At 27.8% G+C, this 25290-nt stretch carries 24 protein-coding genes; 22 read left to right on the plus strand and 2 right to left on the minus strand.

Annotated elements, in window-relative coordinates:
* From Q0617_RS11225 to Q0617_RS11270, 10 genes are all read left to right on the plus strand, one after another.
* A partial coding sequence (locus Q0617_RS11225; protein WP_298753384.1) for a flagellar hook-length control protein FliK occupies nucleotides 1–1796 on the plus strand: 1796 nt, incomplete at its 5' end.
* The gene (locus Q0617_RS11230; RefSeq protein ID WP_298753386.1) at nucleotides 1796–2545 is read left to right on the plus strand and encodes a flagellar biosynthetic protein FliR; all 750 of its coding nucleotides are present in this window, start codon (nucleotides 1796–1798) and stop codon (nucleotides 2543–2545) included. The genes Q0617_RS11225 and Q0617_RS11230, both read left to right, overlap by 1 nt.
* A gap of 12 nt (nucleotides 2546–2557) precedes the next feature.
* The gene (gene flhB, locus Q0617_RS11235; protein WP_298753387.1) at nucleotides 2558–3607 is read left to right on the plus strand and encodes a flagellar biosynthesis protein FlhB; all 1050 of its coding nucleotides are present in this window, start codon (nucleotides 2558–2560) and stop codon (nucleotides 3605–3607) included.
* A 3-nt stretch (nucleotides 3608–3610) separates the two neighbouring features.
* Nucleotides 3611–5605, plus strand: a complete 1995-nt coding sequence (locus Q0617_RS11240) for a hypothetical protein (RefSeq protein ID WP_298753388.1) — start codon at nucleotides 3611–3613, stop codon at nucleotides 5603–5605.
* 1 nt (nucleotide 5606) lies between these two features.
* On the plus strand, nucleotides 5607–6914 hold the full coding sequence (gene fliI / locus Q0617_RS11245) for a flagellar protein export ATPase FliI (protein ID WP_298753389.1): 1308 nt from the start codon (nucleotides 5607–5609) through the stop codon (nucleotides 6912–6914).
* Nucleotides 6911–8029, plus strand: coding sequence for a flagellar hook-associated protein FlgL (gene flgL, locus Q0617_RS11250; protein ID WP_298753390.1), 1119 nt, complete (start codon nucleotides 6911–6913; stop codon nucleotides 8027–8029). The genes fliI and flgL overlap by 4 nt, the downstream gene beginning before the upstream one ends.
* Nucleotides 8030–8045: 16 nt before the next feature.
* Nucleotides 8046–10157 (plus strand): flagellar biosynthesis protein FlhA, encoded by a 2112-nt coding sequence (gene flhA, locus Q0617_RS11255; RefSeq protein ID WP_298753391.1) that lies wholly within the window; start codon nucleotides 8046–8048, stop codon nucleotides 10155–10157.
* 2 nt (nucleotides 10158–10159) lie between these two features.
* Nucleotides 10160–11629: a BatD family protein gene (locus tag Q0617_RS11260; RefSeq protein ID WP_298753392.1), complete on the plus strand. Its 1470-nt coding sequence runs from the start codon at nucleotides 10160–10162 to the stop codon at nucleotides 11627–11629.
* Nucleotides 11630–11639: 10 nt separating this feature from the next.
* Entirely contained in the window at nucleotides 11640–12350 is a 711-nt protein-coding gene (locus Q0617_RS11265; RefSeq protein ID WP_298753393.1) for a hypothetical protein, read from the plus strand.
* A gap of 10 nt (nucleotides 12351–12360) precedes the next feature.
* Nucleotides 12361–13545, plus strand: coding sequence for an MFS transporter (locus tag Q0617_RS11270; protein ID WP_298753394.1), 1185 nt, complete (start codon nucleotides 12361–12363; stop codon nucleotides 13543–13545).
* 22 nt (nucleotides 13546–13567) lie between these two features.
* Here Q0617_RS11270 and Q0617_RS11275 read toward each other — a convergent pair whose 3' ends face one another.
* A complete protein-coding gene (locus Q0617_RS11275) occupies nucleotides 13568–13906 on the minus strand; it encodes a MerR family transcriptional regulator (protein WP_298753396.1) in 339 nt (112 codons plus the stop codon).
* Nucleotides 13907–14089: 183 nt separating this feature from the next.
* Between Q0617_RS11275 and ectA the strand changes: the two genes are divergently transcribed.
* Genes ectA through Q0617_RS11310 form a run of 7 tightly spaced genes read left to right on the plus strand, consistent with a single transcriptional unit; the run spans nucleotide 14090 to nucleotide 19491 of the window.
* Nucleotides 14090–14590 carry a diaminobutyrate acetyltransferase gene (gene ectA / locus Q0617_RS11280; protein WP_298753397.1) on the plus strand — a complete coding sequence of 167 codons (501 nt, stop codon included), beginning with the start codon at nucleotides 14090–14092 and terminating at the stop codon, nucleotides 14588–14590.
* The gene (gene ectB / locus Q0617_RS11285; protein WP_298753398.1) at nucleotides 14590–15870 is read left to right on the plus strand and encodes a diaminobutyrate--2-oxoglutarate transaminase; all 1281 of its coding nucleotides are present in this window, start codon (nucleotides 14590–14592) and stop codon (nucleotides 15868–15870) included. The genes ectA and ectB overlap by 1 nt, the downstream gene beginning before the upstream one ends.
* 3 nt (nucleotides 15871–15873) lie before the next feature.
* Complete coding sequence (locus Q0617_RS11290; protein WP_298753399.1) at nucleotides 15874–16269, plus strand: ectoine synthase; 396 nt, start codon at nucleotides 15874–15876, stop codon at nucleotides 16267–16269.
* 2 nt (nucleotides 16270–16271) lie between these two features.
* A complete protein-coding gene (locus tag Q0617_RS11295; RefSeq protein WP_298753400.1) occupies nucleotides 16272–16574 on the plus strand; it encodes a hypothetical protein in 303 nt (100 codons plus the stop codon).
* 1 nt (nucleotide 16575) lies between these two features.
* Nucleotides 16576–17220, plus strand: a complete 645-nt coding sequence (locus tag Q0617_RS11300) for a winged helix-turn-helix domain-containing protein (RefSeq protein ID WP_298753401.1) — start codon at nucleotides 16576–16578, stop codon at nucleotides 17218–17220.
* 22 nt (nucleotides 17221–17242) lie between these two features.
* Nucleotides 17243–18118, plus strand: coding sequence for a phytanoyl-CoA dioxygenase family protein (locus Q0617_RS11305; protein ID WP_298753402.1), 876 nt, complete (start codon nucleotides 17243–17245; stop codon nucleotides 18116–18118).
* Nucleotides 18115–19491 carry an aspartate kinase gene (locus Q0617_RS11310; protein WP_298753403.1) on the plus strand — a complete coding sequence of 459 codons (1377 nt, stop codon included), beginning with the start codon at nucleotides 18115–18117 and terminating at the stop codon, nucleotides 19489–19491. Before Q0617_RS11305 ends, Q0617_RS11310 begins: the two co-directional genes overlap by 4 nt.
* A 38-nt stretch (nucleotides 19492–19529) precedes the next feature.
* Here Q0617_RS11310 and bioD read toward each other — a convergent pair whose 3' ends face one another.
* The gene (bioD, locus tag Q0617_RS11315) at nucleotides 19530–20165 is read right to left on the minus strand and encodes a dethiobiotin synthase (RefSeq protein ID WP_298753404.1); all 636 of its coding nucleotides are present in this window, start codon (nucleotides 20163–20165) and stop codon (nucleotides 19530–19532) included.
* Between the two features lie 55 nt (nucleotides 20166–20220).
* On the opposite strand from bioD, the gene clpS reads away from it, so the two are divergent.
* The 5 genes from clpS (at nucleotide 20221) to Q0617_RS11340 (ending at nucleotide 25281) form a co-directional block, all read left to right on the plus strand.
* Nucleotides 20221–20520 (plus strand): ATP-dependent Clp protease adapter ClpS, encoded by a 300-nt coding sequence (gene clpS / locus Q0617_RS11320; protein WP_298753406.1) that lies wholly within the window; start codon nucleotides 20221–20223, stop codon nucleotides 20518–20520.
* A 3-nt stretch (nucleotides 20521–20523) separates the two neighbouring features.
* Nucleotides 20524–22755 carry an ATP-dependent Clp protease ATP-binding subunit ClpA gene (clpA, locus tag Q0617_RS11325; protein WP_298753407.1) on the plus strand — a complete coding sequence of 744 codons (2232 nt, stop codon included), beginning with the start codon at nucleotides 20524–20526 and terminating at the stop codon, nucleotides 22753–22755.
* Nucleotides 22756–22768: 13 nt separating this feature from the next.
* On the plus strand, nucleotides 22769–23365 hold the full coding sequence (locus tag Q0617_RS11330) for a c-type cytochrome (RefSeq protein WP_298753408.1): 597 nt from the start codon (nucleotides 22769–22771) through the stop codon (nucleotides 23363–23365).
* Nucleotides 23365–24105: a ferredoxin-thioredoxin reductase catalytic domain-containing protein gene (locus tag Q0617_RS11335; RefSeq protein ID WP_298753409.1), complete on the plus strand. Its 741-nt coding sequence runs from the start codon at nucleotides 23365–23367 to the stop codon at nucleotides 24103–24105. The genes Q0617_RS11330 and Q0617_RS11335 overlap by 1 nt, the downstream gene beginning before the upstream one ends.
* A 237-nt stretch (nucleotides 24106–24342) precedes the next feature.
* Nucleotides 24343–25281 carry a DnaJ domain-containing protein gene (locus tag Q0617_RS11340; RefSeq protein WP_298753410.1) on the plus strand — a complete coding sequence of 313 codons (939 nt, stop codon included), beginning with the start codon at nucleotides 24343–24345 and terminating at the stop codon, nucleotides 25279–25281.
* The last annotated feature ends 9 nt before the right edge of the window (nucleotides 25282–25290 follow it).

Raw genomic sequence — 25290 nt, forward strand, 5'->3', positions numbered from 1 at the left:
AAGAAAATAATGTAAAAAATGAAGCAAAACCAACTTCTTTGATGGATAGATTAGTAGAAGAGTCAAAATCAAAAACAAAAGATGTAAAAAAAGAAGTAGAAGATACAAAAGAAGATAAAAGTGCAAAAGAAAATAATGTAAAAAATGAAGCAAAACCAACTTCTTTGATGGATAGATTAGTAGAAGAGTCAAAATCAAAAACAAAAGATGTAAAAAAAGAAGTAGAAGATACAAAAGAAGATAAAAGTGCAAAAGAAAATAATGTAAAAAATGAAGCAAAACCAACTTCTTTGATGGATAGATTAGTTCAAGAGTCAAAATCAAAAACAAAAGATGTAAAAAAAGAGAATACAGATGAAATAAAGTCTGATAATAAAGAGATAAAAAAAGATAATACAGAAGAAATAAAGTCAAAAAGTAAAGATATAAAAGTTGATAACAACTTAGAAAATAGTCAAAAAGCTAGAGAATCTTTAACAAATGGCAAAAATGACAGTAATAATATTGAAGTAAAAAATGTATCTACTCTTGGTGAGAATATTAAAAATGAGAGTACAAATAAAAACTCAAGTTCACAAAATAGTGCAAAAAATGATACTTTAGTTACTGAAAAAATAGATGAAAAAAGTTCTAAAAAAGATGAAAAACAAAATAGCAGTATTTTAAAAAATAGTAATGAATTAAAAAATGAACAATTGGATAGTAAGACATCTACTGGTGAAGTAAAGAATCAAAAAGTTGCAAATGAATTAGCAAAAATAGATTCACAAACAAGTAGTAAAGATATAAGTCTTGAAAAAGAAGAGCTTTTATCTCAAAAAGACAATGGCAAAAAAAGTGAATCTTTAATTGATAAAATTTTAAATGAAAATAAGAAAGATACAATAAAATCTGATAAAGAACCAAAAGATAATTCATCTTTTAAAGAGTTATTAAAAGGTTCAGATACTCAAAGCAATAATAGTGCTAAATCAAAAGATAGTATATTAACAAATATCTATATGAGTACTCAAAAGAAATCAATAAATGATAAAAATTTAGAGACAAAACATGAGGGTGTACAACTTGCAAAAAATGCAACAACTACAAAAGAAGTAGAGAGTAGTGCAAAGGTTTTAAATCTTGGTTTAGAAAAACTTGAAGTAAATATTGAAGAGTCAGTTGAAGAGAAAATTGATAGAAAATCTTCATCTACTTTTGATAGATTGTCTTTTTTTAAAAATAGTTCAAATAATTCAAAAAATTCAAACTCTCATGATTCAAAAAAACATAACAATGGATTTTTAGTTAATGGTAAAACACTTGGTGATGAATTAAAAGATTCTAAGTTAATTAATATGACAGTAAGTCCAGCAGCAGCTCAAACTATACAAAATAGAATAATAGGTGCAAGACAACAAATGGCTTCAATGATGTCAGATTTAGCTAGAACTATGTATGAAAACTATAATCCTCCTGTTACTGCATTTAGAATAAGTTTAAATCCAGCTGCTTTAGGAAGCATATCAATAATAATAAGAAATGAACAAAAAAATAACTCTTTATCTATTAGTATGAAAGCCAGTAATAGTGCAACAAAAGAGAGTCTTGAAGATAATCAAACATCTTTAAAAGATAGTTTATTTAAAAGTTTTGCAGGAACTGCCACGTCATTTGATTTAGATTTTGGAAATTCAGAAAATAATGAAGATTCTTCTGATAATCAAAATTTATTTGCACAAGAGTTAAATTCAAAAACAAATAATAAAACACAAGAAAGTAAAGTCATAGAAGATAATAGCTATAATTATCTGTAATGGAAGCCCTATTATCTTTACTTAATGAAAATGTAGTAATTAATTTTACACTATTATTTGCAAGGATTCTTGCCTTTATGGCTCTTATGCCTATTTTTGGACATAAAGCAGTTAATGTTACAATTAGAGCTGCTTTTGCATTTTATGTAACTATATTTTTATTTCCTTTAATTGAAATCCAATCACAAGTAACTCCAGATAATTTTATATTAGCCCTTTTATCAGAAGCAACATTAGGTTTAATTGCATCAATGCTAGTAAATATTATATTTAATGCTGTAAAAATGATAGGTGAGTTTGTTGGTTATGCAACAGCCCTTGCAATGGCAAACTTTTTTGACCCTGCCTCAGGAACCAATGAGGGAATTTTGGCAAGATTGATGTTTTATATAGGTTTAGCAGTTTTTTTTGAATCAGGTATGTATGAGATGACATTTTCTATGTTAGCAAAGAGTTTTTCTTTTGTTCATTTAGGCTCTTTTGATTTGTTCTCTTTTGATGGGCTTAAAATGACTATTGACGAAATTAATAGAATGTTTGCTTTTACTTTTGCTTTTGCTTTTCCACTATTCTTTGTGGGCTTTGTTATAGATGTATATTATGCATATGGCACAAAATCAATGACAGCATTTTCTCCCTTTGTTATTACTTTTCAGTTAAAATTTGCTTTAATTATGTTGTTTATTATGTTAGGTATGGAAGTATTTACTGAAGCCTTTACTAACTATTTTATAATGAAATTTCAATAAGGAGGGGAACCTATGTCAGAAGAAGAAAAAACAGAAGACCCCACCTCCAAAAGGTTAAGTAAAGCTAGAGGTGAAGGAAATGTTCCCAAATCAGCAGAAGTTGTAGGAGCTGCTATCCTTTTATTTGGAACAGTTTATATGCTTTTTTGGAGTACCTATACATATGATTCTATAAAAAGAATTATGATATATATTTTTAATCAAATAGGAAAAGAGTTAAACGGTACTGATTATTATAATATAGTAGATACTATAATTCACCAAACTTTTTATGCCTTAGCACCCTTTTTTTTAGCTGTATTAATTTTAGCAGTTGTTTTAAATGTAGCACAATTTGGTTTTTTAATGAATCCCATAAAAATCAAGTTTTCTAAGCTAAATCCAATATCAGGAATAAAAGGTCTATTCTCTTTAAAAAAACTTCTAGAGGGAGTTAAATTATTAGCAAAATTGTCATTAATTGTTTTTGTGATGTTTATACTTTTTGGACTTACATATAAAGCATTTTTAGCAATGATGGATCAAGATATTTCTACATCATTAGATGCTATGTTTTTTCTTTTATTATATTTTTTACAAGCTATACTATTTATAGTGATAATATTTGCTATAATAGACTTCTTTTTTATGAAACATTATTATACTAAGTCTCTTAAAATGAGTAAACAAGAGGTACAAGATGAACATAAAAATATGGAAGGGGATCCAAAGGTAAAGGCCAAAATTAGAAATATTCAGTTTCAACTACACTTTGAGAGAATGAGAGCAAATGCAAAAGATGCAGATGTTGTTATTACAAATCCAACTCACTACTCAGTTGGTTTAAAGTATGATAGTGGAGTAGATGCAGCTCCTAAAATTGTTGCAAAAGGAATTGATTTTTTAGCTTTAAAAATAAGGGATATTGCAAGGGATAATGATATACCAATAATTGAAAATCCTTCTTTAGCAAGGGCTTTATATGATCAAATAGCAGTAGATCAAGAGATCCCTTCAGAGTTTTATAAAGCAATGGCTGAAGTATTTTCTTATGTCCATGAATTAAATAAAAATAAAAGGTAAGTTTTGAAGTTTTTATTAATATTTTTGTTACTAGTTACACTTTCAAATGCAAAAGTAGATTTTTATTATAGTTTTATAAATCCATCAGGAATTCAAATTTCTGAACAAAGAAAAAATGATATAAAAGATGGATTTGAATTACTTAATCAAATTAAAAAGATGGCTAAAGATGGCAAAATAGATGAAGCTTACGCAGAAATTAAAAATTTTAAAGAATTAAATAAAATAGAAATTTTAAAATCAGATGTAATACTTACATACTCTGAAATTGCACTAAAAGAAGAGACAAAAAGAATAATCTCCGAGGCTTCAAATGAATTGGAACTTGCTATAAATACAGGTGTTATTCGAGAAGAAGACTTATCAAAAGCATATATGCTAATGGTAGATTTTAAATTAGCAACCAATAGAGTAAAAGAAGCAAAATACTTTGCAGAAATCATCATCAATAACTTTTCTGATAAAATCACAAATGCATATGGAAAAATTTATTTAGCAAAAGTTTACAAATATACAAAGTCTTATTCCAATGCAATAAAAACCTTATATAATATTTTGGTTGATACGACAGATGTTTTAGTTGCAACAATTGTTGCAGATGAACTATTTGATATATATATATTAGATGGACAAAAAGACAAAGCTTATGAACTTATCTCAAAAGTATTAGATAAAAACATCGATTATTATTCAGATGATTCTTTTGTAGCTTTAAAAAAAGTAGATAAACTTGTAGATGCTAATATGCCAGAGTTTGCTGTAGAAATTTTAAAAGAGTTATTAAATAGAGCAACAAAAGCTGAGTTTATAGAAGAGTTTAAATTTAAATTGGCAAATGTTTATATGAATATGTATGATGGAACTAACTACTATTTATTTAAAGCAAAAGAGCTTTATAAAGATATCTTAAGTGAATACCCAACTGGATTATATGTTCAAGAATCAAAGATGTATATTGATGAAATTTTAATGCGTGAAGGTAATATATCTCCTAATTTAATTGTATCCAAGTATCCAAACTCTGAAGCTATGAAACAAAAAGCACTATTGCAAGAGTTATTAAACTTTAAAAAAGAGAAAAAGTATGAATTTCTTTTAAAGTCAAAAAGAGTTTATAGTAAAATTGCAAATACAATAACCCAAAGGTTTTCATACGAAAACATTGGAGTTTTATTTGATGAGATTAATGTTTTACTAATAAAAGACTATCTAAAAAAAGACCAATGTTTTTTAATGAATAAAGCCTTAAAAACTACAAGAAAAGAGACTTTGGAACTTTTAATTGAAGATAAAGAAGTAAAATATAAATTTTTTGAATGTTTAATTGAAGTACCATATGAAAGGGCTTATGAATTATTAAAAGAGACATTTAATACAAGTCGAGATGCGACACTATATTTATACTTAGAAAGAATGGCATATGCTTTAGGATTAGTTGATGAAGCATTAGATTTCTCCTCAAAAGTTGAAATGATAAATAATAAAGAAATTTTAGAAAAAGAGTTTTTATACAGATTTTTAGTCTATAGTGCAAAAAATGATACGATTGCAATGGAAAAGTTTTTTTACTATGCAACAAGATTTCCAGAATTTATAAAAAATAATGAAGATAATCCAATTATTATAGATTTTTATTATCAGTATTATCTATATTTAATTGGAAAAGATAAACAAGACGAGGCAGAAAAGATTTTGGATAAACTATATAATAAACAAAAAGAGTTTAAAGCATATATTTATTCTCCATTTGTAGATATAGAATTAGCAATGTTAGAAAAAAGAAAAAATAATATTACAAAAGCAATAGAATACTTGACTGACTCTATAAAAAATACTAGAAATATGAAGCCAAATGATCAAGCAAGAGTTTATTACGAATTAATTAGATTATATGATGATGAAGGTTTAAGTGATTTGAAAAATGAATTTATAACTAGATGTAAAGATATTAAAAATGCACAAGAGTCTTTATATAAAGACATGTGCGATAAGATGTAATATGGTAGATTTCGACAAGTTTATTGATGATATTGATACAAATAATTTAATTATTCCTTTTGGAAGAATTACACATATTAGTTCTACAACAATAAAAGCAGTAGGTATAGAAGTAGCAGTTGGAGATATCGTAAAAATAGAGTCGGAACAACACTTGTATACGGTTTTAGGAATGGTAGCTTCTGTTGAGAGTAATGGATTTAAAATAGTTCCATTCTCTTTTATTGAAGGATTTAGAATCCATGATAAGGTATTTTTACAAAAAGATGGACTTAGTGTAAAAAGTGGATATGGTTTATTAGGAAGAGTAGTAAATGCTTTGGGTGAGCCAATTGATAAAAAGGGGAAAATAGGCGATTTAGAACAAAACTCTGCAATAAATAAACTATCTATTCCCGCTCTTGAAAGAGGAATAATAGATGAAAGATTCTCTACGGGTGTTAAATCAATAGATTCAATGCTTACTTCAGGAAAAGGCCAAAAAGTAGGTATTTTTGCAGGAAGTGGTGTTGGTAAATCAACTCTTATGGGGATGATAGTAAAAGGGTGTGAAGCACAAATAAAAGTTGTAGCACTAATTGGTGAGAGAGGTAGAGAAATCCCCGAATTTATTCACTATAACTTAAATAATAACCTAGAAAATACAATAATAATAGCAGCTACATCTGATGAGTCAGCACTTATGAGAAAATATGGTGCCTTCACTGCCATGGCAATTGCAGAGTTTTTTAGGGATAAAGGTCACGATGTTTTATTAATGATGGACTCTGTAACGAGATTTGCAATGGCCCAAAGGGAGATAGGTTTAAGTATTGGTGAACCACCAGTTAGTAGAGGATATCCACCCTCAGTTTTTGCACTATTACCACAACTTATGGAAAGAGCTGGAAATACTCAACTAGGCTCAATTACGGCATTTTTTACTGTTTTGGTTGATGGGGATGATATGAACGATCCAATTGCAGATCAAAGTAGATCAATTCTTGATGGACATATTGTACTAACAAGAGAACTAACAGAACAAGGTCAATATCCACCTATAGATTTACTAAGGTCTGCCTCAAGGGTTATGGATAAAGTTGTTAGTCCTGAACATTATAATGGATTTTTAAAGTTAAAAAGAGTATTATCACTAATAAAAGAGAATGAAATTTTAATTCGTGTGGGTGCTTATAAGCAAGGTATGGATAAAGAGTTAGATGAGGCTTTAGCAAAAAGAGAGAAAATAAAAAGCTTTCTTTTTCAAGGAACCGCTGAAAAACATGACTTTAACCAGATATTTAGCCAATTTATGGAGGTGATTAAATGATTAATACAGACAGATCAACACTATATAGACTTGACATGCTAAATCAGCAACAGTTAAAAGTTAACCATCAAATGAGTACGGGAGATGCAATTGATAAAGGAAGTGATGACACACAAATTTATACGCAAGAACTCTACATTGAAGATAAACTTAATGTTTTTGAAGGTTTAAAAAGACAAATTGAAAAAACAAGTGCACAAAATGATGTTTCAGATTCAACATTAGCAGAAATTAAAAACCTTTTAGATTTTATTAAAACAGAGACCATAAAAGGAAGAAATGATACTAGTGATCCTATTTCAAGAAATGCAATAGCTACACAAATAGAAGGGGCAAAAGAGAACCTATTCAAACTTGTAAATGAAAGAGTTGAGGATGAATATATTTTTAGTGGTTCTCAAACAAATGTTCAAGCTTTTGTACAAGATCAAGATGGGAAGATTACTTATAATGGTAATCCAAACTTAAGAGAAAGTGCAGTGGAAATAGATTCATATAGAGATAGAGGTGTTACAGGATTTGAAATGATGTCCTATAGTGTCTCAACAACAGTTTCTGGACAAGAGGTAAGTTTCAAAGAAGGTGAAAGAATCATTGATGAAAATGGAGATGAGTGGAAGCTAAATGCGGCACAGACTGTTCTTGTAAGATATGATGAAGATGGAAAAGCAACTAAAGATTTTGTTGAAGTAACTACAACTGGTGATTCACCAGATAAAGTACATACAATTGCAGAAGTTCCAACAAATGAAGATGGAAGTGAAAAAATTTTTAATGCAAGACATAATAGTTTTCAAGCTATTGATGATGCAATTGCTGCTTTAAGAAACAATGATGGTGATGCAATATCTTTAGCACTTGATGATTTAAATAATGCATATGATGCAGCAAATACTGCACATGGTGAACTTGGTGGTAGAAATAAGACTTTTGAAACAGCATATGAAAGAGTTACTTCAAAATTAACACATTTTAATGTGTTATCTATTGAAAATAGTTCTGCTGATATGACAAAAGTAGCCATTGAATCAAAACAGTTAGAGTTAATATATAAAACACTTTATTCAACAATTAGTAAAACAAATAGCTTATCATTAGTTAATTATTTAAGTTAAAATAGTTCTTTATTAGATGAACATTAAAAAGATATTTTCAAAAGATTTATTTGCTGTAGCATTTTTTGTTGCTATACTTTCTATAATAATTGTTCCGTTACCGAAATTTTTATTAGATTTCTTTTTGATTTTATCTTTATCTATTTCATTATTGATTTTACTAATTGGTTTATATATTAAAAAACCTACAGATTTAACAACTTTTCCAACACTTATTTTGATTTTTGCTCTATTTAGATTATCTTTAAATATTGCAACAACAAGGTCTATTTTAACAGATGGTCATAATGGTCCTGATGCTGTAAGTTCAATTATTTCAGCATTTGGTGAATTTGTTGTTGGTGGGAATATGGTAATAGGTATTATCATATTTATTATTTTAGTACTTATTAATTTTATGGTCGTAACAAAGGGTTCTACAAGGGTTGCAGAGGTAACAGCTAGATTTACACTTGACTCAATGCCTGGTAAACAAATGGCTATTGATGCTGATTTAAATGCAGGATTTATAGATGATAAAGAGGCAACTGAACGACGACATGAGTTAATTGCAGAAGCAAACTTTTATGGGGCCATGGATGGGTCTTCTAAGTTTGTTCAAGGGGATGCCACTGCAGGTATTATAATTACTGTTGTAAATATTATTGGTGGTCTTTTAATTGGGGTATTTCAACATGATTTAAGTATCGCAGAGAGTGCTGAGATTTTTACAATTTTAACTGTTGGTGATGGATTAGTTGCTCAAATCCCAGCACTTATTTTATCAACTGCAACAGGTATTATTATTACAAGATCAAATCTTGATGAAGATAAGTTTGCAGATCAAGCAATTAATCAACTTGTAAAAGATTCTAAATCATTAATGATACTAGCACTTGCGCTGTTCTTATTTGCTATGATTCCAGGTTTCCCTTCAGGAATATTAATTGTAATGGGATCATTACTTGGGTTAATTGGTTATCTTATCTATATGATTGATAGTGGACAAGAAAATAGTATAACTAAGTTCTTTAAGAAAAAAGAAGAGGAAGCACAAAACGATATATTAGACAAAATTAAAGAAGAAAAAGAGAAAGCTGCTAAACCTACAAATGATAAAGAAGCAATTGACAATATCATGAAAATGGAAGTTTTAGAGTTAAAACTTGGGATGAGACTTCTACAATTAGTTCAAGGTAATTCTGATTTACTAGATAAAATTAGAGGTATTAGAAAAGGAGTTGCTGCTGATTTAGGATTTATTATTCCACAAATAAAAATTTCAGATGATGCAGCTTTAAACTCTAGTGAATATGCACTATATTTAAAAAGAATACCTTTATCTGTTGCAAATGTCGAGGTTGATAAACTCCTTGCAATGGGAGGACCAGCAAAAGCAAAACTTGAAGGTAAGAAAGTATTAGAGCCTGTATTTGGACTTGAAGCTACTTGGATAAAGCCTGAATTAAAAGATGATGCCTTATTAAAAGGATTTACAGTAGTTGATGCTCCAACAATTATTTCTACTCATATTTCTGAAATAATTAAAAAACATGCAGAAGATATACTTACTAGACAAGATATTGTTGATATTGTTGATGGCTTGAAAAAAGACTTCCCAATTGTTGTTGATGAAGCTATGAAATTAACATCACATGGGACTCTTTTAAAGGTTGCAAAGGATCTTTTACACGAAGGTATTCCTATTGTTGATATGTTAACTATTATTGAAGCAGTTGCAGATATTGCAGAGTATACTAAAGTTCCAGATGTGTTGTTAGAACATGTTAGAAGTAAACTGTATAGACTTATTACTAACAGATATTTAGATAGTGATAATATTTTGCATATAGTTACAATTAAACCAGAATTAGAACAACAGTTTATTGGAAAACTTCAAGATAAAGGTGGGGCTTCTCAGCTTATGTTATCAATTGGAGAAATAAATAATTTAGTTACTCATACAAAAGAGTTAGTTAAATCTGTGGAAGCTAAAGGATACAATAAAGTTGCAATGGTTGTTGATCCAGTGTTGAGAAAAAGAATTTCTGAAATTTATGAAAAATTTGGCTTAGAAATAGCAGTTCTTAGTCATGCAGAACTTGATTCTAAAGCAAATTTTGCAATAGAAGGAACATTAGAGTTTTAATTATGAAATTATATTTTAAATTTATTCTTTTATTCTTTACAACTTTTATTTATGGTGATGTTTTACTAAAATCAAATGATAGTTTTATATTAAATGAAAACTTTGTTTTTGAAATAGAAGCACAAGGCTCAAACATAGAGTTTCCAGATATAAAGGAGATTGACAATCAAGTAGTTGTAAATTTAGGCACGAGTAGAACCATGTCTAATATAAATGGAAACATAATAAACAAGATAAAAAAAACCTATTCATTTAAACCACAAAATAATTTTACACTGCCATCTTTTGAGCTAAAGGTAGATGGAAAAGTATTTAAAACAGAAGAGAAAATTATAACTCAACAAACAGTTAAAAAATCTCAGCTTTCAAATTTTGATTTTCAAATCTCGCTAAGTAATAGCTCCTTATATGTGGGAGAAGAGGCAGTATTAAACTTAAAGTTTAAATATAAAAAAGATTTAGAAATAGTTGATTTATCTTTTTTAATGCCAATTTTTAACAATATCTGGAGTAAAAAAATTGAAGAACAAAATAGTAGTTATGAAGAAAATGGTTTTGTTGTTCAAGAACTAAATTTTTTAATATCACCTCAAAAAAGTGGATTGCTTAAAATACCTTCAATAAAAATAGAGGCAAAAGTAATAGATATGAATAACTACAGTTATTCTCTATTTTCACAAGGAACAAAAACCCAAAAAATATACTCAAATTCATTAGAGTTTGATGTAAAACCATTGCCTGCTAATGTTAACTTAATTGGAGAGTTTATTTTGAGTACTTCTGTTTCAAAAGAAGAGATAGGACAAGGAGAATCCTTATCTTACAAAGTTGAAATAAATGGAACGGGAAATATCGAAGATATTGAAGATATAAAACTTAAAATAGATGATGTAACAATTTTTGAAGATAAAGCAAAAATAGAAACTAAAATACAGAATAATAAGAATGTAGGAAGCTATAAAAAATCTTTTTCAATAATTGCAAATAAAGATTTTGAAATACCCTCAATAGAACTTAGCTATTTTGATAAAAATATTAAGAAAGTTGTGACACAAAAAAGTAAGAGTTATAAAATAGATGTAAAAAGAACAGATAAACAAGTCTCTTTTTTGGGTCTTGAAAAAGCAAAACCACAAGAAAATAAAAAAATTATTGAAGAAAAAATTGTTTACAAAACATCTTTAAAACAGATGATATTATTTTTTGTTTTTGGTATACTTTTTACAATATTAACATTTGGTTTATACTTCTATGTTAAAAATAGAAAATCAGAACAAAAAGAAGATTTACCCTTAGTTAAATCAATAAAAATATCAAAAACTAACAATGAAGTAATAAAACTACTTCTTCCATATATTGGATATAATAAAACTTTAGATGAGATGATTTTTAAACTTGAAAAAAACGAAGATATTGATTTAAAAAATATTAAAAAAGAGATTATTAAAATAGTTGAATCTTTAAATTTGTAAAAGGAAATTTATGAAAATTATTAGCTTTATACTACTGTTTACAAGCTTTGTATTTGGGATGGAGTATTACTCTAAATTAGAGCCATATAATAGTTATGTTATAAAATCAGCAGTAAGTGGAAAAGTGATATTTTCAAATGATAAGATTGAAGGTAAATCACTAAATAAGAAAACAAAAATTGTTGAAATTGATAATAGCGTTGATAAGATAGATTTAGCTCAGACTCAAAAAAAATTAGATGTATTAAACTCTATGTTAGAGATTCAAGAAAAAAATTATAATAGACTTTATAAAATCTCATCAAAATCTGCCTTTGAAAAAGATAATCAAAAAATCCAAGTTTTAAATTTACAATCATCAAAAAGTGACTTATTGATAAAAATTGCTACTTTAAAAGATACTATCAAAAACAAACTACTATTTGAAGATAATATGTACATATACAATATAAGTGTTAAACAAGGAGATTATGTAACTCCTGGTACACTTTTATATGAAGCAAAAGATCTGACTAAAGGTAAATTAGAAATATATATTCCAATATCAGATTATGAAATTGTTTCAAATAAAACTATTTATATGAATGGAGAAAAAACTGATTTAAAAATCAACAAGATTTATAAAGTTGCTGATAGCAAACATATCTCTTCATATAAATGTGAAATATTAATTGATGATCCAAAAACATTTTCAAGATTAGTTAAAATTGAATTTAAATAAATAGAATAACTTGAACTATAAAGAACTTTTAGTTAACTACCCACTTGTACGAAAACTCTCAATTCTACAAGTAATAGCATATTTTGGAGCTTGGTTTTCAAATGTAGCTATTTATACTATGCTTGTAGAGTTCAACTCTAGTGCTTTTGCTATCTCAGTAGTTACTGCCATGCATTTTATTCCTGCTATTATTATTGCACCATTATCGGGAACTATCATAGATAGATTTAAAATCAAGCCTTTAATGTTAACCCTATTAAGTACAGAATTAGTAATGACTTTACTTTTTCTTACAATTGATAGTAAAGAAGAGATTTGGCTATTACTGATATTTATATTTATACGAATGAGCAGTGCTTCAATATTTTTCTCAGCGGAAATGACACTTTTACCAAAAATAGTATCTGGAGATGTTTTAAAAAAGACAAATGAAATTCACTCTATAATTTGGTCTTTTAGCTATGCCTTTGGTATGGCTATTAGTGGTGTTGTTGTAAATTACTTTGGAGTAAAGACAGCTATAATTTTAGATGCCTTATTTTTTATTTTAGCCATAATAGTCTTTTTTAATATTGACTTTAAAGTAGAGATAGTACATACAAAAGAAAAAATCTTATCTATGATAAAAGGTGGCTTTGTATACATAAAAAACAATAAGTTTGTATTACATCTTTTAATCTTACACGCCTCTGTAGGATTAACTGCCTTTGATACACTTGTGACCTTGTTAGCTAAAAATGAGTATAAGTATGTAATTGCAGTACCCTTATCAATAGGTATAACAAATGCACTTAGAGCACTAGCGTTGATGGTAGGCCCTTTTATTATTACAAATTGGGTAAACAAAGATAGATTAACTGTTCTTTTCATCTTTCAAGGCTTTGCTATAGTTTTATGGGGGATGTTTCAGTTTGATTTTTATCTAGCGTTAATTATGGTATTTTTAACAGGTTTTACAACAACAACAATTTGGTCCATAACTTATGCTTTTATTCAAGAACGAGTAGAACACAAGTATCTTGGACGCGTTATATCATATAATGATATGATATTTATGCTTTCAAATGTACTTACAACACTTTTTATTGGTGTTTTAGCAGATATTATTCCCCTAAGCTTTATTACTATTATATTAGGGATTGCTTTTTTCTTTGTAGCTTTTTATTATAAAAAAGTTATTTTACCTTTTTTATAATAAAGTTATTTTCTAAAATAGATTAGATTATTTCAACATCTGTTACATCTATTCCTGAAAGTTTTTCCATCTTGCTTTCTACTAAATCTAAAAATTCGCTTTTATTTTTTTCATCCATATTATTTTCTAACATTTCTGTAATATATTTGATTCCAGTTGCATTGATTTTTTTTACACTTGCCAAGTAGTGTACAAAAGAGATGATTTTCACATCATTGATAGAATAAAGTTTTTTTATATCTTTTTTTGGTGGCAATAATCCTTTATCTTCATACATTTTAAGAGTTCTTACTTTTGCAGTTAGCAATTCCGCAATGCTACTTAATGGCAAAACATCTTTATTATTATCTAATAGAGCCAATTTATTCCTTTTTTTGTAATTGAATTGTAATTATACACTTTTTTTCATAACTTTTTATTAAAAATGAATACTTTTTAAGCTTTATCTTAGTTTTGTATGTTATATTCTTACATCATTTAAGTAGAATATTTACACAATATATGTAAATATTCTACTTAATAAAATAAAATAAGGAGTAATTCATTGTCTGAAATTGATATACTAGTACGTAGTCCGAAAAAGGAAGATGGGAAAAAAATTTACAAACTTGTTGATAATAGTAAAGTATTAGATTTAAATTCTGAATATCTATATCTTTTACAATCAACTCATTTTGAAAATACTTGTTCTGTTGCATTAAGTGGTGATGATGTTATTGGTTTTGTTTCTGGATATAGACTTCCACAAAGACCTAATACACTATTTATCTGGCAAGTTGCAGTTGATGAAAAATTTAGAGGTAATAATCTTGCAAAGATACTTCTAATGAATATTATAAAAAGAAAAGAAAATATAGATTTAGAGTTTATAAACACAACGGTATCTCCAAGTAACAACTCATCAATTAGAGTATTTGAGAAATTAAGCAAAGAGTTAAAAACACAGATAGTTAATAAAAGCTTTTTTGAAAAAGAAGATTTTAATAATTCACACGAAGAAGAGGTTCTATATGAAATAGGACCATTTAAATTAAAGGAAAAATAATGAGAATATTTGAAAACCTAGAGTCTGAAGTTAGAGGTTATATTAGAAGTTTCCCAACAATATTTGAAACATCAAAAGGTGCAGTTTTAACAAACGAGCAAGGTGAAAATTTTATTGATTTTTTTGCAGGAGCAGGAACACTTAACTATGGACATAACAATGAACATATTAGTAAAGCATTGATTGAATATATTCAAAAAGATGGTATTGTTCATGGATTAGATATGGCAACAAGTGCAAAAAAAGAGTTTTTACACGCTTTTAATGACACTATATTAATACCAAGAAACTTAGATTATAAAATACAATTTACAGGACCAACAGGTACCAATGCCGTTGAAACTGCACTTAAACTTGCAAGACTAGTAAAAGGGCGAAGTAATGTTGTTTCTTTTACAAATGGTTTTCATGGTTTAACTCAAGGTTCATCTTCAGTTACTGGAAATAATGATTATAGAGATGAGAGTTATATTAGTAGAACAAATGCATCATTTATGCCATTTGATGGGTACTTTGGTGATATGAATACTATGTCATTTTTTAGAAAGTTCTTAGAAGATAGTAGTAGTGGACTTGATATTCCAGCAGCAGTTATTGTTGAAACTATTCAAGGTGAAGGTGGGATTAATGTTGCTAGTAAAGAGTGGTTACAAGAGTTAGAATCTATTTGTAGAGAGTATGATATCTTATTAATCATTGATGATATTCAAGTAGGTAATGGAAGAAGTGGAGAGTTTTTCTCTTTTGAATTTGCAGGTATCAATCCAGATATTATAACTATGTCAAAATCTATTGGTGGTGGATTACCAATGGCAATAGTACTTTTAAAACCAGATTTAGACCAATGGAAACCAGGTGAACATACAGGTACATTTAGAGGAAATAACTTAGCCTTTGTAGCAGCAAAAGTTGCTATTGAACAATATTGGCAAAATGATGATTTATCAAATGCAGTTAAATACAAAGAGAAACTTTTAAAAGAGACTTTAGAAAAAATTGCTGATAAGTTTAAAGATAGCTTTGATATTGAAGTTAGAGGAAGAGGCTTAGCTTATGGTTTTGAAATCAAAGGTGATAACTCTGTTGCAGGCGAAATATCAAGTTATGCTTTTGCTGAAAAGTTAATTGTAGAGACTTGTGGTAGCGAAAGTCAAATTGTGAAGTTTTTACCTCCATTGATTATTGATGAAGATACATTAAAAGAGGGTTTAAAAAGATTTGAAAATGCTATTACAAAATTAGTAGCAGACAAAAAAGAAAAATTAACTGGAGAATTTTAGAAGATGATAGTAGTAGATATTAACAAAGACATTATAGGAACAGAAAAAGAAGTACATGCTGAAGAAGGGCAATGGGTTAGTAGAAGAATGTTATTAAAAGATGACGGAATGGGATTTTCATTTCATGAAACTATTATTAGAGCTAATACAAAAACACATATTCATTACCAAAATCACCTAGAAGCAGTTTACTGTGTAGGTGGGAATGGGAAAATTGAAGATTTAGCAACTGGAGAAGTTCACGAACTTCATGATGGTGTTATGTATGCACTAAACGAACATGATGACCATAACCTATATGGTGGAAGTGAAGATATGAGAATGATTTGTGTATTTAATCCACCAATAAAGGGAACTGAAAACCATGATGAAAATGGAGTTTATCCTTTAGAGGACTAAGAATGAAATTTATTTATATTAAAAACTATTTAAATATTAGTAAAATAAAAAAAAATCAATTTATTGAATATATATATTCTTTTGATGAATTTAAAGTCAATAATCAAAAAATAATATTAAACGACAATTCATTAATACTTGAATTAAGTATTGAGTCAAATTTTGATATTGCAAAATCTTCAATAGATAAATTTTTTGATGATGATAAAGATATTGACACACTTTTTGTTGATAAACTTATATTTGAAGAGAATGAATTAATTATCTTAAATGAAGAAAAAATAATAAATAAGGTTGCTATATAAAATGAGATTGCTTTCTTATAATATAGATGAAAAACTAATTGCTTGTATAGAAGATATCTACATAACTGATATTGCAGAAGATGTAGAAGATGCTACTTATCATAGTGAAGTGAGAAACTATAATCTTATTTTGATAAAAGAGAATAATATCTTTGCTTGCAAAGAAATATTAAAAAAGATAAACAGCCAAGTAACTGCAGTGATAATTATAACTGATAATAATAGTAAAGAGTTTGAGTTAGAGTTACTTAAACTTGGCGCTATTAGTATTTTAAAAGAGCCTGTAAGTAATGAATTTATATTAGCAAAAATTGAATCTATACATAGAGAAAATTTTAAAAATGTGATTCCATTTAAAAATGGATATAAAATAAATATTCAAGAAAAGTCATTTAATCATGACCAATCGAAAGTATATTTAACTGGAAAATCATTTGCAATTTTAAGTTATCTTATTAAAAACAAACATCGACCTCCAATCTCAAAAGATGAACTTCTACATGCAATATGGGATGAACCAGAAATGGTATCTGATAATGTAATAGAAATTAATATAAATAATATTAGAAATAATCTAAAAAAAGAGTTTGATGAAAACTTTATAGAAACGGTAAGACACAGAGGATACAAAGTAATACCTAACTAAATAAGATAAAGGAGCATAATATATGAATGACTTATATCCATCAAGAAAAGAGACTGAGCGCATAATAGAGAGAATAGATCCAACTGTATACAGTGATAAAGCTGTTGGAGAATATTCTATAGACAATATAAGTAGAAAAGAGTATGAAGATAATGGATATGTAGTTTTCCCAAATTTGTTTAGTCAAGATGAGATAAATGAGATAGATTATATGGCTTCAAATGAAGACTTAGTAAAAAATGAAGAGTTTATTAAAGAGCCAGGAAATAATGAATTAAGAACTATTTTTAATCAACACCTTTTTAGTTCATTATTTGAAAAAATCTCAAAAGATGCAAGAATAATTGATAAGGTAAAACAGCTACTTGGAAGTGATGTATATATACATCATAGTAGAGTTAATATAAAACCTGCATATAAGGGTAAATCATTTCCTTGGCATAGTGATTTTGAAACTTGGCATTGTGAAGATGGACTTCCAAGGTGTAGATGTTTAACTGCTTGGATAATGCTTACAGATAATACACAGTTTAATGGGCCTTTATATCTTATTCCAGGAAGTCATAAGAAATTTGTTTCTTGTAAAGGATTTACTCCTGAAGATAACTATAAAAAATCATTAAAAAAACAAGAATATGGTGTTCCTAGTATTCATGCAATAAAAGAGTTAACAAAAAATAGTGAACTTGTAGGAGCTTATGGAAAGGCTGGAACATTAGTAATTCACGATGGTAATGTATTGCATGGAAGTCCAGATAATATTTCCCCTGATTCAAGAACAAATACATTTTTTGTATTTAATTCAGTTGAAAATAAACCTGTGAAGCCATTTGGTGCTCCTAAAAATAGAGCTGACTTTTTATGTTTAAAAGATTTTAAAGCAATTGAGGCAAAATGAGTAGAAAAGTATGTAAATTTGGAGGCAGTTCTGTAAAAGATGCTATACAAATAAAAAAAGTTTTAGATATTGTTAAAAATGATGATAGTAGAAATATTATTGTTGTTTCCGCACCTGGTAGAGATGAGAAGTATGATGAAAAAATTACTGACCATTTATTAAATGTTGCAACTTGTGGTAAATATTTTGATGAACAAAAGATTTATATATCAAAAGAACAAAGTTTTAATGCAATTATAAAAAAATATAAAAAATTGTGTTCTGATTTAGAAATTGAAGATAAGCATATACTTGCTTCTTTAGAAAAAGATTTGAATGAGTCTACTTTAGAAGATGAAAAAAGAGAAGCTTACTTTTTATCAAGAGGTGAACATTATAATGCAAAGATTATTACAAATTATTTTATAAGCCAAGGTTTGAATATAAAACTTATGCTTCCTGAGGAGTTTGGATTTATATTAAGTGAAGACTTTAGAGATGGGAAGGTTTTACCTAAAACCTATGAAAATATAGAGAAAAATTTTGAAATAACCGAAGATGTAAAATATTTAGTACCAGGATTTTATGGAGTAACTAATGAGAATGAAATAGCTGTAATGAGTAGGGGTGGAAGTGATTTAACTGGTGGAGAGTTAGCTTATGCCTTAGATGCAGATATTTACGAAAACTGGACAGATACAAATGGTGTTTATGAAGTAGATCCAAGAGTAATTAGTAGTGCAAATGTAATACCAAGACTTACTTTTAAAGAGTTAAGACTTCTTAGTTCAAAAGGTTTTAATGTTTTTCATTTTGATGCAATGTTAAATTGTAAAAAAAGTAAAATTCCTATTAATATTAGAAATACAAATAATAAAGAGCATGAGGGGACTATTATTTTAAGTGAGAGAGTTCCTATGGAGGATTTAGTAGGAATTGCAAAACTTGACAATATGGCTTCTATTCACCTTCAAAAAGATATGTTAGCTGATGAGATTGGTTTTACAGCAGAACTTTTAAAAATATTTAGCGAATTTGGAATAAATACTTATCACTATCCAACAGATAAGGATGATATTGCAATATTAGTTGAACAAGAGGATTTAAAAGGAAAAATAAATAACTTAAGAAGATCCATTGAAAAAAGATTAAAAACTGATAATATTTTTGTATCTTATAATTTATCTATAATCACTCTTGTAGGAATAGGTCTTAAGGAGAATACTTTTGCAATAGTTGATGCAATCAATGCATTAAAAGAAAATAATATTTCATTTGAAATGTTTGATATGAGTCCATCTAAAATTTCACTTCATATTGGAATATCTCAAAATACTGCAAATAATGCCTTGCAGACTCTTTATAAAAAACTATTACAAAAAGAAGAATTTTAGAAAGATTAACTTTTATAAGTTAATCTTTCAGGGTTTACTTATGCAATGTCATTTAAAAAGTTTATTTCATCAAAATAGTCTTTATAAAAAGGCAGTGTAACTTCATCAAAACTATCTTTATCTTCAAAAAGATTTATATACCAGTCAAAATCAATATTTCTATTTTTTAAAGCTTCTTGGGAAAGAAGAGTATCATTTATACTTCCTAATCTACTTGGAGATATTAAAATTGTTTTTGATTTAAACTTTTTTATTAAATCTATTATAAAAAAATCTTTCATAATAGGCACCATAAGACCTCCAGCTCCTTCAATTATAAGGATATCGCAAAGTTCTTCAAGTTCATTTTTTCTTTTTATTAAAAATTCTATATCAATATTTGTATCTTTTTTAGCTACATAAGGTGCTGCTGGTAATTTAAATTGATAGGGTACAATAAAATCAATGTTAACATTGAAGTTTGGATTTAATTTTTTTGTTAATTCTAACATTGCTAGACCATCTACAGGGTGGTCTATAACTCCTGTTTCAATAGGTTTAAAATATCCTACTTTAAATCCTTCTTGTGATAATCTCTTTAAAAGAACAGAAGATGCATAAGTTTTACCAACATCTGTATTTGTGCCAGTTATAAATAAGCTTTGATTTAAAACGTAATTTTTCTTTTTTATCATTGTAAATTCTTTTTTGGTATAATATTATTTGATTTTATCCTAAAAAGGTTTTAAGTTGGCAAATGAGTTTGAAATAGAGTTGAATGATGATCTAGATGTACAAGAGCCCAAAAAATATAAAGTTTTATTATTGAATGACAATTATTCAACAATGGATTTTGTAATTGAGATACTTGTAAAAGTTTTTAAAAAAAGTACTGATGAAGCTACTGTTATTATGCTAAATATTCATAATAATGGAAAAGAAGTGTGTGGTGTTTATACCCATGAAATTGCTTCTACAAAAGTAATGCAAGTGAAAAATTTAGCAAGACAAAAGGGATTTCCTTTAAAAGCTATTATGGAAGAAGAGTAAATTATGATAAGTAAAGAATTAAGAGAGATATTTGCACAAGCAGTATCCTATGCTAAGACAAGTAAACATGAGTATTTGACCTTAGAACATATTTTTTTGATGTTACTAAATGATGAATTTATTGCTAATATGTTAGTTGATTTAGGTTTAGATACTAAAAAGATATTTAATGATACAAAAGCACATATTGATATTAGTACTCCAAGACTTCCTGCTGATGTTAATGATGAACCAATAGAGACTACAACTTTAACAGCTGTTATTGAACATATGGTTGCACATACTCAAACATCAGGAAAAGGTTATGCAAATGTAGATGATATGTTTGTAGCAATTTTAAAAAATGATAAATCATATGCAACATATGCCCTAAAAAGTCAAGGAATTGAAAGAATTGATATCTTAGAAGAGATAGCTCATAGAGATGTAGAAGTTGATGTGCAAGAAGAAAATGAAGATGAAGAAAAGTTATTAAATAAGAAAAATGAAGTTTTAGAAAATAACTCAGTAGAATTAGTAGCCTTAGCAAAAAAAGGTGAAATTGACCCAGTGATAGGTAGAGAAAAAGAGATACATAGAGTTATTCAAATATTAAGTAGAAGAAAGAAAAACAACCCAATTCTTGTGGGTGAACCAGGTGTTGGTAAAACTGCAATAGCTGAAGGATTAGCTTTAGAAATTGCCAATAAAAATGTTCCTTCTATTTTAAATAATTCAAAAGTATTTTCACTTGATATGGGTTCTATGTTAGCAGGGACAAAATATAGAGGAGATTTTGAGAAGAAGTTAAAATCACTTTTAAAAGAGATAAGTAAAATCCCTCACTCTATTTTATTTATTGATGAGATACATACAATAGTTGGTGCAGGAAGTGTTGGTGGAGGAGCGATGGATGCTTCTAATATCTTAAAACCAATGCTTTCAAATGGAAAACTAAGATGTATCGGTGCTACAACTTTTGCAGAGTTTAGAAATGATTTTTCAAAAGACAAAGCACTAAGTCGAAGATTTGCAAAAGTTGATATAAATGAACCTACAAGTGAAGATTGTGTATCAATTTTAGAAGGTCTAAAATCAAAATATGAAGAGTTTCATAATGTTAAGTTTAATAAAAAATCATTAGAAACAGCAGTGGAATTGAGTAAAAAATATATCAATGATAGATTTTTGCCAGATAGTGCTATTGATGTTATTGATGAGGTTGCTGCTACTAAAAAACTAGAATTAAACCCAAATGGTAAAAAGAAAAAAGCTATAAATATAACAGCTATTGATATAGAAAATACAGTTGCTCTTATGGCAAATATTCCACCAAAATCAGCTACAAAATCTGATTTAACATTATTGCGAACTTTAGAAAAAAATATGCAAAAAAGAGTTTTTGGTCAAAATGATGCAATTACTTCAATCATAAAAGCAATAAAAATCAATAGAGCAGGGCTAGGTGGTGAGTCAAAACCTGTTGGAAGTTTTCTTTTTACTGGACCTACTGGAGTTGGTAAAACTGAAGTCGCAAAAGAGTTATCTACTCAACTGGGTGTTCATTTTGAAAGATTTGATATGAGTGAATATATGGAAGCTCATACTGTCTCAAGACTTATAGGAGCACCAGCTGGGTATGTTGGATTTGAACAAGGTGGACTTTTAACTGAAGCCATTAGAAAACATCCACATTGTGTCTTATTACTTGATGAGATAGAAAAAGCACATCCTGATTTGATGTCAATCTTACTTCAAGTTATGGATAATGCAGAGTTAACAGATAATAGTGGTAATAAAGCAGATTTCCAAAATGTTATTTTAATAATGACTTCAAATTTAGGTTCTTCAGAAGCCAATGTAATGGGATTTGCAAAAGATGATTCACTAAATGAAAATAAAGCAATTAAAAAATTCTTTGCCCCAGAGTTTAGAAATAGACTTGATAGTGTTGTAACCTTTAAACCACTTACTTTAGATATTGTTTCAAAAGTTGTTGGTAAATTTATAGATGACATGAAAGAACAAATTGCAGATAAGAAAATCGATATTACATTAACCCTAAAAGCTAAAAAAGAGTTAGCAAGATTAGGATATGACAAAGATATGGGAGCTAGACCACTTAATAGAGTTATCTCTACTGAAATTAAAGATAAGATTACAGATGAAATTTTATTTGGAAAACTTAAAAATGGTGGTTTAGTAAAAGTTGATTTTGTGAAAAATGAATTTGTATTTGAATATGAGAAATTATAAAATGGAGAAAAATATGAAAAATATATTACTTAGTTCTATGGCTGCTGTACTACTTTTTACTGGATGTACTGAAGAAAAAAAAGAAGAGGTAAAAAGTGAGAAAAGTGTTGCAACTACTCAAAATAACAAAAATATTGAGATAATAAAAGAAAAAAGTAATGAAATATTAAACTCAAGTAAAGAGATTGCAGTTGCCGTAAAAGAAGAGACTTTAAAAGTAGTTGACAACTCAAAAGAGATGACTAAAGATGTTGTAGAAAAAGCAAAAGAAGTAAGTACTGATGTTGTAAAACAAGCAAACAGTGTTGCAAAAGAGATTACAAAGAGTATTGATGATGTTATTGAAAGTAGAAGTGATACTAATGATAATGCTAAAGCATTATATACAAAATGTGCAGGTTGTCATGGACAAAATGGCGAAATACATGCTCTAGGAAAATCTCAAAAAATAAATGAATGGGACGAAGTAAAAATCGAAAATGCACTTTTAGGTTATAAAGATGGAACTTATGGTGGAAATATGAAAGGCGTGATGAAAGCACAAGTTATGAATTTAAGTGAAGCTGACATCAAATCTTTATCTACATATATTTCTAAAATGGGAAAATAATGATAAAAAAGATAGATATAAATAGTGATGAGTTCCAAACTACATTTGAGCTAACAAAACAGTTTACTGATAAAGTTTGTGAAGAACATGGATTTGTTTATAATCCAGAAGATGATGTAAATGAATCTATTCAAATGGGATTAACAAGAAATAAACTAATCTATGACAATAGATACTGCCCATGTTTTATGGTAATAGGAGAAACACAAGAAGAGAAAAATAAAGCAGACAATAGACTCTGTCCTTGTACTCCTGCACTTGAAAAAGAGATCCCAACACAAGGGCATTGTCATTGTGGAATTTTTTGTACTAAAGAGTATGCTAATAGCATAAGTAATACAACTGATGTAAAAGAAGAAGTTACTCACTCAAAGGGATTTACAAAAGAAGAGTGTGAAAATATTTTAAATAAATCACAAATAAATGCCATAGAGGTTGAAGCACTATTAGAAGCTAGAGAGTTAGGGTTTATAAACTTTAATCTTGTAGATACAAGAGAGTGGATGGAGTGGGTAGGACATAGAATCAAAGGTACAGACTATTTAGTTCCTACAACTTCATTTTATCAATCAATAGAAGTCCTTGATGATAAAAAAGATATACCTGTAGTTGTTTATTGTCATAGTGGAAGTAGAAGTGCATATTGTCAAACAATAATGCTTTCAAATGGTTTTAAAAGTGTTTGTAACTTAGACCGCGGAATTATGACTTATCAAGGTGAATTACTATCAGGAGAATAGAAAATTCGATAAATAATTTTCTATATTTCTTAAAGTTAGTATAAATATTTTTTACTTAAAATAAAAATAAAAATAAAAACTTCTGTAAAGACTATTTTTAGGCACTTCTGCCTAAAAATAATCCAAAATCTTTAAATAATTTTTAAAATAATTTTTCTTATTCCCTTTTGATTTTAAAATTTCAAGAATAATTTTTTTGTATAATAGAGTGTTATAATAAAAAGATTTAAGGTCGTTATGAAAGAGATTTTGAAGAGATTAGAAATCATAAAAAGTTGTATTGCCATAGAAGATGAAGAGAGCCTTTATCCTCAAGTGCATAGACTTTACTCTTTACAAATTGATGATAAAGTAAAAGATATACTAAAACTAATTGAAGATACAAATTTTCAAGAAGTTGTATCTTTGATAGATCAATATCTTTCTCAATTTTCTAACTTAGTTGTTCACGAAGATAAAGAAGTTCAAGGTTTGAAAATAGAGTTAAAAGTTTTAGAAAAAGAACTTTTAATTCTTAGTTGTAAGATTGAAGAGTATCATAATAAAATCAATGACTTTAATGCAAGATATCATAAAGAAGTGGGTGTTTTAATAGAAGAGATACTTATTTTAAGAGAAGAATATTTTGAATTTTTATATAAAAAAGAGGGTAAAAAATATGAGTATGAGTATTTTGAAGCCAAAAAAGATTTTGAAAATTTCCATCAAGAGGTAAAAAAGTTTAAGCTAGATGACCCTTTTGAGCTTACAAAAAAAGAGAAAATAGAGCTAAAAAGACTTTATAGAAAAGCTAGTAGATTATGCCATCCTGATATTATTGAAGATACTAAAAAAGATAAAGCAGAAGAGATTTTTAAAGAGTTAAATACTGCATATCAGCAAAATAACTTAAAAAAAGTATCTGATATTTTAAATAACTTGCTAAATGCAGAAAGCTTTTCTTGTGACTCTGATGCCCTGTTTGATAGGAATATTTTAAAAAATAAAATAGAACTAGCAAGGGAAAAGATAAAGTTAGCAAAAACAGAAATAGAGGTTATAAAAAAAGACCAAACGTTTATACTGATAAATAAAATAGATAATTTAGATGAATATATTTTTGAAATGAAAAATGAGTTAAAAGAAGAAAAAGAGAACTTAGTTGCGAAAATGCGTGAATATTCAACAACAATATAAAAAGAGTAA

The organism is uncultured Arcobacter sp. (assembly GCF_937982575.1).
Lineage (GTDB): Bacteria > Campylobacterota > Campylobacteria > Campylobacterales > Arcobacteraceae > Arcobacter.